The 9210-nt window shown below is 55.6% G+C and carries 7 protein-coding genes; all 7 read right to left on the bottom strand.

Translation table 11 applies throughout. The features are described from left to right. Positions 1-53: 53 nt before the first annotated feature. Positions 54-2780, bottom strand: a complete 2727-nt coding sequence (gene pepN, locus WD071_RS15985) for an aminopeptidase N (RefSeq protein WP_368049398.1) — start codon at positions 2778-2780, stop codon at positions 54-56. Positions 2781-2797: 17 nt separating this feature from the next. Further along, positions 2798-3628: a DUF2797 domain-containing protein gene (locus WD071_RS15990; RefSeq protein ID WP_368049399.1), complete on the bottom strand. Its 831-nt coding sequence runs from the start codon at positions 3626-3628 to the stop codon at positions 2798-2800. Positions 3629-3669: 41 nt separating this feature from the next. After that, positions 3670-3975, bottom strand: a complete 306-nt coding sequence (locus WD071_RS15995) for a YeaC family protein (RefSeq protein WP_368049400.1) — start codon at positions 3973-3975, stop codon at positions 3670-3672. Positions 3976-3984: 9 nt separating this feature from the next. Beyond that, complete coding sequence (locus tag WD071_RS16000) at positions 3985-4821, bottom strand: rhomboid family intramembrane serine protease (RefSeq protein WP_368049401.1); 837 nt, start codon at positions 4819-4821, stop codon at positions 3985-3987. Further along, positions 4814-5704, bottom strand: a complete 891-nt coding sequence (locus WD071_RS16005) for an NAD(+) kinase (protein WP_368049402.1) — start codon at positions 5702-5704, stop codon at positions 4814-4816. The genes WD071_RS16000 and WD071_RS16005 overlap by 8 nt, the downstream gene beginning before the upstream one ends. 108 nt (positions 5705-5812) lie before the next feature. Continuing rightward, positions 5813-8065: a reprolysin-like metallopeptidase gene (locus WD071_RS16010; RefSeq protein WP_368049403.1), complete on the bottom strand. Its 2253-nt coding sequence runs from the start codon at positions 8063-8065 to the stop codon at positions 5813-5815. Between the two features lie 71 nt (positions 8066-8136). After that, positions 8137-9210: GAF domain-containing protein (locus WD071_RS16015; RefSeq protein ID WP_368049404.1), on the bottom strand; the 1074-nt coding region annotated here is incomplete at its 5' end.

Raw genomic sequence — 9210 nt, forward strand, 5'->3', positions numbered from 1 at the left:
TCCGTCCCCATTCTTTTCTCCGTCCCCATTCTTTTCTCCGTCCCCATTCTTTTCTACGACAGGCTTTTGCTCACCACCTCATACACATCCCTCGACAGTTCGGGCTCCGCCATGATGCGCTCCAGCTCTGCCTTCATCAGTTGCTGACGTGCCGGGTTATACTTTTTCCAGCGCGTCAGTGGTGTCAACAGACGGGCTGCGATCTGCGGGTTGAGGCGGTTCAGGGTAATGACCTGATCGGCCAGGAAGGTGTAACCCTCGCCACTGAGGTTGTGGAAGTTCACCGCGTTCATGTTGCAGAAAGCACTGATCAGTGCCCGCACTTTGTTCGGGTTGCGCATGTCGAAAGCCTCGTGATTCATCAGCGCTTTTACCTGCTGCAGAGTGCCCGGACGTGATGCAATAGCCTGTACGCTGAACCACTGATTCACCACCAGCGATTCATGTTGCCAGCGCTGATAGAACTCGCTCAATGCCCGGGCCCGCAATGGCTCTGCCGCCGTCGCCTGGCTGTTGATCAGCAGTCGCAGTGCCGCATCCACATCGGTCATGTTACCGGCCTCGTTGAACTGCCGGAAGCAGACTTCGAGCCAGCTAGTTTTCTGCGTCCGCGCCAGGTAGGCCAGGCAACAATTTTTCAGGGCCCGCCGCGCAATACTGGCGGCATCGGGTTGATAGGCGGCATCGGACTGACATAACTCATACAGTTCAGCGAACGCCGACTCATGCGTTGTTGCCAGGGTATCGGCCAGGGTTTCACGCACCGCGTGAATACCATCCACGTCAATCTCATCAGACAGTTCGCCCAGATAGGCGGCAGACGGCAGGCTCAACAATTGCGCCAGCATCGCCTGATCCAGTTCACCTGCACCGCGCGCATCAGCCACAGCGCTGCGCAGAACATCGCCAAACGCGTTTATCAGCCGGGCATCGATCGTCAGCTGTTGTCCTTGCTGATGGGCCGCAAGCATTTCCTGCATCACGGCCACGGCAAGGTCCTGCGCCGCACTCCAGCGATTAAAACCATCGCTGTCGCGCGTCATGATAAACAGCAGGTCATCGCGTGAGTAGTCAAACTGCAGCTTCACCGGCGCGGAAAACCCGCGCAGCAATGATGGCACCGGTTTGCCGGGTATTCCCTTGAAAACGAAGCTCTGTACTTCGCGGGTCACATCCAGCACGCGTTCTGTGGGTACAGGCAACTCTGCCGCATCGGGCCTGTGCTCACCGGCAAGCACCAATGGCAGGTCATTGCCATCAGCGTCGAGCAGCCCCATGCGCAGGGGAATATGAAAGGGCTCTTTGTGGGATTGCTCCGGTGTCGGCGGACATGACTGCCTGACCAGCAGTTCGTAGGTCTGCGCGGATGCATCGTAGTTGTCGCTGATTTTCAGCTGTGGTGTACCGGCCTGGGTATACCAGCGCCGGAACTGGCTCAGGTTGACGCCGCTGGCATCTTCCATCGCGCAAACAAAATCTTCGGTGGTCACTGCCTGTCCATCATGACGCTGGAAATATAGATCGGAGCCGGCGCGGAATTTGTCGGGGCCCAGCAACTCACGAATCATGCGCACCACTTCGGCGCCTTTTTCATAAATGGTCAGCGTATAAAAATTGGAGATCTCCATATAGGAATCAGGTCGCACCGGATGAGCCATCGGACCGGCATCCTCAGCAAACTGCGCGGTACGCAGAAAGCTGACATCTTCCACGCGCTTGACGCTGCGCGAACCCATATCGGCGGAGAACTCAGAGTCACGGAACACCGTAAACCCTTCTTTCAGGCTGAGCTGGAACCAGTCCCGGCAGGTCACCCGGTTGCCCGACCAGTTGTGGAAATATTCGTGCGCGACAACGGCTTCCACACGCTGGAACGCCAGATCCGTTGTTGTGGACGGGTTGGCAAGCACACAGGACGTGTTGAAGATATTGAGGCCCTTGTTCTCCATGGCGCCCATGTTGAAATCGTCAACTGCCACTATCATGAAGATGTCCAGGTCATACTCGCGGCCATAAACCTCTTCGTCCCAGCGCATGGCATGTTTCAGCGAGTCCATGGCGTGGTCGCATTTATCCAGGTCTTTCTCTTCAACAAATATGCGCAGCGTAATATCACGCTGGCTGCAGGTCGTGAAACTGTCTTCGATATGCTTCAGATCCCCTGCCACCAGTGCGAACAGGTAACAGGGTTTGCGGAATGGATCTTCCCAGCTGACCCAGTGCCTGCCATCGTCCAGATCACCCCGGGCAATATCATTGCCGTTTGATAAAAGCACCGGGTATCTTTTTTTATCAGCGACGATGGTGGTGGTAAAGACTGACATGACGTCAGGCCGATCCAGATAATAGGTGATTTTGCGGAAACCTTCGGCCTCACACTGGGTACAGAACATGGTGCGTGACTTGTAAAGCCCCTCGAGACTGGTGTTATCCTGGGGTTTCAGCAGCGTGACACATTCCAGTACAAACCCTTCATCCAGCGATTTTTCAGCGAACGACGACAGTGCCTTGATGGTCAATGACTCGTCGCCTATGTCGTAGTCACTTGCGGCCAGGTCCTTGCCATCTATGCGCAGCGATTTCAGTTCCATGTCCTGACCATCCAGGCGCAGTGACGTCTGATCATTGCCTACCAGCGCCGCATTGCGGCGAATCAACAGCCGGGAAGTCACGCGGGTCCGGGTTTCTTCCAGATCAAAATGCAACTCGGTTGTGTCGATCAGAAATGCAGGTACCTGATAATCTTCCAAACGTATGGTTCTGGCTTGTGCGTCTCGCATAATCTTTCTACCTCATTCTAGGAACTGCTCAATTCTACGTGGTAACCGGCATAACGTCGTATATTGATCACGCCGCCGTCGAACATCAGGTATTGCCCCTTGATGCCCAGCAAGGTGCCCTCTATCAACGGATCTTTGTCAAAGTTGTAGGACGCAATCTTTTCCGGATAACCCTGCACGGGATAACGGATATCAACCGGGTCAATGCCATGCAGCACACTGATGGCATGAAACCCGAAACGCTGGATCATCTCCTGTAGGTCATCGTTGCACAGGTCCAGCAATCGCGCTTTTTCGGCGGCCAGATCAACAACCTGATCACCTTCCCTGAGCATATCGCGCCAGTTGGTTTTATCAGCAACATGCTGTTTGAACATCACTTCCAGGGCACCGCTTTGCAGCCGGGTTCTCACCCGGGCGATAGGCAAGGCCTGCACCGCGCCCTGGTCAACCCAGCGCGTCGGTACCTGCGTTGCGCGGGTGATACCCACTTTGATGCCGGACGAATTGGCCAGGTAGATGATATGGTCCTGCATGCAGAACTCTTCACCCCAGGCCGGCTCCCGGCACGTGCCCTGATCATAATGACATTTTTCCGGATGTATGATGCAGCTGTCACATTGCGCCAGGGACTGGAAACAGGGATAACAATACCCGGAGTTAAAACTTTTGTTGGTATTGCGGCCACAATGCACGCACTGAATCTGACCGGTATAACGCAGCCTGACGGTTTTCCCCAACAATGTGTTCATGGGCATCTGTGAATCCGCCAACGGCAACCGGTAAGCCACCGGCGCCTCAAGACGGCTGTGCATTTTGCGCATCAGGCCATGGGCCAGAACATCCATTCTTTATCGTCTCCTGTTGTCGGCGCGGTCATACCAGGGCATCAGTGCTTGACTACATTGATGGGCATGATCTGGTCTTGATCAGCTTCACTGTCACCCTCTCGCCCTGTTGCAGACCGGGTATTCTTCAGACCCGTGCGATCGATGTAACCCACACGCTGCTGCTCAGGCAGAAATTCCTGCTCGTAGGCAATGATAGCCTGCAGACAATATTCCACCTGTTCGGGACTGAGTTTACGCCCGTCCGGCCAGCGCCCGAGTTCAACGGCTGTTTTCAGGTTCATATGCACTTCAGGATTCATCATGGCGAGAATATCCTGCAGCGACTCGATATTTTTGTCAGACATAACAATCTCTCATCTGTGTCGAAGCCAAATGCCAAATATAACACCGACGGCCATACCACTGAGCAGGCCACCCAGGTGCGCCGCCGTGGCTATCATCGACGATGCCAGTACACCCATCAGGACCAGAGCAACCAGGAACACCATAATCATGGCCGTTGGCAGGCGCAGCGCAGACCTCGGTTGCACTGTCTGCCACATCCAGATAAATCCGAGCAGGCCGTAAACCACACCGGACATGCCGCCAAACATGCCGTTACCCGACCACAGGTACTGCGCCATGTTACCACCAAAGGCAGTCAGCAGAATCAGTGCGACATAACGCCACCAGCCCAGTACCGGTTCAATCATGCGGCCAAAGTACCATAGCCATAACAGGTTAAACACCAGATGCACGGGACCAAAGTGCAGCAGCGCGGGTGTCAGCGTACGCAGGAAAATCAGCGGCGAATCCAGCAGGCCCGCCTGCCGCAGATCCGGGAAAAACAGGCCACGCACGGCCATCGGATCGGCGCCCAGATTGCTGATCAGGGCCACCAGCAGACAGGCACCGATCAGTAACATGCTGACCGGTGCCTGCCAGATCGCCACCAGCAGATTCTGCAATACGGTTTTGCCGGAAAACATCGGCACAGCGGCGGAGCTGGCAGTGGTCAGGGGAATATCAAGCTCATCAGCCTGCCACCGCGCGAATGCTTCGGCAATCAGTTCCGCTTCTTGCTCAGAGCGTGCCCACACCACCAGGTTACCCGACTCTTCAGTAATATGGTGCGGCATGATACGGGACTGCAGATAACGCACAAACGGACGCAAATCCAGCGCTGCATCAACAACAACAGCTCTATGCATCGTCTTTGACCAGACGGTTGCCCCAGCCCAGCTTGCTGCGGCAGACTTCGTAGTAACTGTAGTCCAGCGGATGAATCAATCGCAGCGGTCGGGATTTTTTACGGATGATGATTTCGTCGCCCGGCTCGGTATGAAAGCGCACCGCCCCGTCACAACTGACCAGTGGCACGATGGCACGCTGCTTGACCACAACCACACGGACTTCATTGTCTGCATCAACAACCAGTGGTCGGCTGCTCAGGGTATGCGGGTACATGGGCACCAGCACCATGGCGTTTAAACTTGGATGCATGATCGGGCCGCCGGCTGACAGCGAATATGCCGTAGAACCGGTTGGCGTTGCCACAATCAAACCGTCAGATTGCTGGGAATTGACAAACTGACCCGCAATAAACAACTCGAACTCCAGCATCTGGGCTGCTGTGCCCGGGTGCAGGACGATGTCATTCAGCGCCGTACCACCAGGCAGCAGATTGCCATCACGTGCCACTTCAAACTCCAGCATAAAGCGGGATTCTTCATGGTAGCGGCCATCAAGGACGGCGCCCAGGGTGTCTTCGATTTCATCGGGACGGATATCCGTGAGAAAGCCCAGACGGCCGCGGTTGATACCCAGCACCGGCACATCATGATTCACCAGCACCCGGGCAGCGTTGAGCATGCTGCCATCACCACCCACCACAATCACCAGGTCGCTTTCCGCGCCCAGTTCATGGCGTTTGCAGACCGACAGGGAATGGGTCGGCAGCAAATCGGCGGTTTTGTGCTCCAGGATGACATCCAGTTTGCGGGTCCGGAGAAATTCAATCAGCCGCTCCAGCGTTGCCACGACACCGCTGTGCCCGGGTCGTCCGACCAGACCGATCTGTTTAAATGTTGCCATAACGTTGCATCCCGACGGCTGCCCGACAATGAGTCGCGTTCATGCGGAAGCGACCGCTGGCGAGTATAACACGGGGACGGCAACAGACGGTTGTTGATTGGCAGGCTGTCAGGGCGTCGACCGGACGTCAACCACCATGGGTTCCAGGGTATAAATCAGCTCACCCGATTCAATCAGGCGATAGGCAACAAACACAACGATCGGTGTGCCCGCCATTTCGGGCAGGGGTTTGAAGTCATTCAGAATGCGCAAATACTCTACCGCGTTCAGCGGTTCAGCGGTATTAAAAGCCACCAGTTTTTCAACGTCACCGTCCCACTCGAACACTTCACCGCGGTCATTGAGCTGCACAAAACCCAGACCCGCGCTGCTCAGATCCGCCAGCACGTGAAAGTGGCCGCGCTGGCCGATATGGGAAGGATCTATGTAAAATTCGGCGCTGATATCCATGCTCTGTGACAACGCCACAGAATCAGCGTTACTCAAGCCCTTATCGGTGGTGGCAGAGATGCCTATATAGGCCCCACTGGGGCTGCCATCAAACGCGCCGACGCGCCTGCCAGCGCGATCAGCCACCCGGGTCGGCATGAAATCGGCAACCTGGTAACGCACCAGATTAAGCGTTCTGACGGCATCGGCACCATACTCAGGGTCCTCATGACGGACCCCACAAGGCAGCCCGGCACAGTCAAGGTCGGGGCTGGAAAACAGCGGGATGCGCTGGCTGGCATTAAAGGCTTTGGGGTTCGCCATCACGGTAGCAAAGGTATGGTCAACGCCGTGCCCGGTCGCAAAACTGAAGGTCCCACCGCCGCCATCTTCGCGATGCGAATGTGTCAAACCCATATTGTGGCCCAATTCGTGCGCCAGCACGCTGCTGACCGGACAATCAATGGCAGCCAGCGAGTACGCGTAGTCCCGGTCGTCAAACGCCGTGAGATCACCATTTGTGCGATACCCGCCCAGATTGGCAAGTCCACACAAGTTGGTCTGCGCCGACAGCGGACGAAACACCACAACCATATCCGCACCGTAGCGCTCGCGCAGCGCGGCCACGTTGGCGAATGCGGCATGCTCACCATAGGTCAGCTGCCGCAGCATGGTATGCATGTCTGCCTGTGAGGCCGGATACTCGACACGGCCATGATGAACCGGTCGCAGGGTTATGCCGATACCGCTGTTGTGGTAAATCTGGTTCGCCACACTGATCAACTGATTGATGCGTGTGACAGTATGTATGCCGTAAACAGACTGAGCATCAGGGGTATACAAAACCATCACATCGATGACCACATTGCCCAGGCGGTCAATATTGCTTTGTTCAGCCAGCCTTTGATTAAAGGGGCTGATGCTGTCACTTGACCCGCCGCCAACAACATCGTTGACCACATTGATGTAGGCATCACTGCGGATATCGTCCAGCAGCACCGTGCTGACCACCCGGCCAACCTCGGCGCGCGGCCCGACTCTGACGATATAGCTGAATGATCCACTGCCGCCGGGTGCCAGCGGACCGTCAAGTTCACAACTGAGTATGGGTTGTGCCCCCTGCGACGTCCGTTGACGGCAAGCCGGAGCGCTGACCAGCGCGGCATCTTCCAGAATAAAATAAATATCGGGATCAAGGCCGGAGACCGTGTTGCTGCCCTGATTGCGGAACTCGACGATGACCTCGATTTCTGCTGTTTCACCCAGCGTCACCACATCCTGACTGAAGCGCTGAGTGATCTGCAGACCGGCCTGCGACTCAACCACTGACCTGTTGTCCGATACCGCTCCCGGCAGCGTCAAGGGCTCAGCCTTGCGTGGTTGTTTATGATCGTATTGCGGGATAACAAAATCGTTTTCTGCACCGGCGCCCAGACTGCCTGTTGGCTGGTAGAACCAGCCATTCAGGGTGTGTTCCCCTTCTGCCGCCAGCACCCAGCGCTCGTCTCCGATGCCCAAATCGGCAAACAGGGCGTTTTGCCCGAGCGTGAGCACCACACTGATATCCTGATTGACACCCTCGCCGCGCAGCACCCGATCGTTGTTGATATAACGGTCATCGTGCGTAATACGGCCATGAATGACAGTCAAAACCTGCCCGGACGCAAGCACAATGCCATCGCCCGGCAGGGTGAAGTGAAATTCACTGCCTTCGCGCAGCGTGTCCAGATCGGCGCGGGCAAACGCAACAGGTTCAGCCTGCAGCGCCGCCAGCGGGCGTGGTGGCCAGCCGGATTGATCGGCTTGCAACGGGCCGCTCAGCAACAGAGATATCAGCGCCAGACACCACAAAGCCCGCAAACGCAGAGAAAAGCTGCGTCGCGCGCTGGGCAATACCTGCCAGGTGACCTGTCGCTGCGGTGAACACTGCATAATTATGGGCTTGAAAGCATCAGATTGACGTCAGCATACCTTGCCGTGGGAAATTTTACCACAAAAGCTCGTCAGCTAACTTTGATAACCTCAGCCTCAGGGGTTTGATGGCGCTCCAACCCACGAATTGCATGTTCGACTACACTGGCAAGATTGGCATGATCCTGAGGTAAACACGAGTAAATACCATGTGATAGCTTAAGGTACTCAGCGAGAGCGCCATTGTGGCTTTCCCAATCCTCAAGCTTCGCTTGCAGCTCCTGGGCCACCACTTCAAGCTGCTCATCACTGCAATCAATCATGTGGACGGTTAGCAATGTATTGCGAGCACGTCCCGTCAAATCAGTCTGACCAGCAAAACTGTTGACCAGCGCAGCCATCGCCTTGAGACACGCATCGCCCTCGCTGCGCCCAAAACGTTCGTTAATCAGCTCCAGGCCGTCAATTTTCAAGGAGATGGTTGAGAATTTGAGATTCAGGTTTTGACTGACCGCCCAGATAGTTTCAGCCAGGCCTCTGAATTCTTGCTTGCTCAGCCCATCGACAAAAGGACTGCTTTGAAGTGGGGGTTTCTCCACACGCGTCCGCAGCTCACGTTGTGCCAGGCGGGCAAGCTCTTCGAGAATCTGTTTCTCGCGCTCGGAGTAACGGCGAGGTTCTGTATCACAAACGCATAACGCTCCAACTGCGTGACCGCCATCGATGATCAGCGGGATCCCTGCATAACTCCTGATCCCGGGTTCACGTATCACCAGCGGGTTGTCCGCTAACAACGGTATGTCCAACGCATCTTCCACTACAAAAAGACCGTCGCTTTGAATGGCCAGCGAGCAAAATGACTCGTCTCGTGGTGTTTCGGTAAAATTGATACCATTCGCTGACTTGAACCATTGCCGGTTTTCATCAACCAAAGAAATAAATGACACCGGTGCTTTAAGAAGTTTTCTGGCCAGTTGGGTGATGACATCGAATCTTGATTCAGGGTCAGTATCAAGTACACCGATGTCTTTAAGCGCCTGAACCCGGGCAAGCTCGCGCTGCAATTCCCGTTTCTGAAACCAGTCGTCAACGTCGTCACCACGCATGGGCCGGGCAATGTAGTAGCCTTGTGCCTGATCGCAGTCAAGTGAGCTCAAATAGTCCAG

It is taken from the genome of Pseudohongiella sp., assembly GCF_040877505.1.
Classification (GTDB): Bacteria; Pseudomonadota; Gammaproteobacteria; order Pseudomonadales; family Pseudohongiellaceae; genus Pseudohongiella.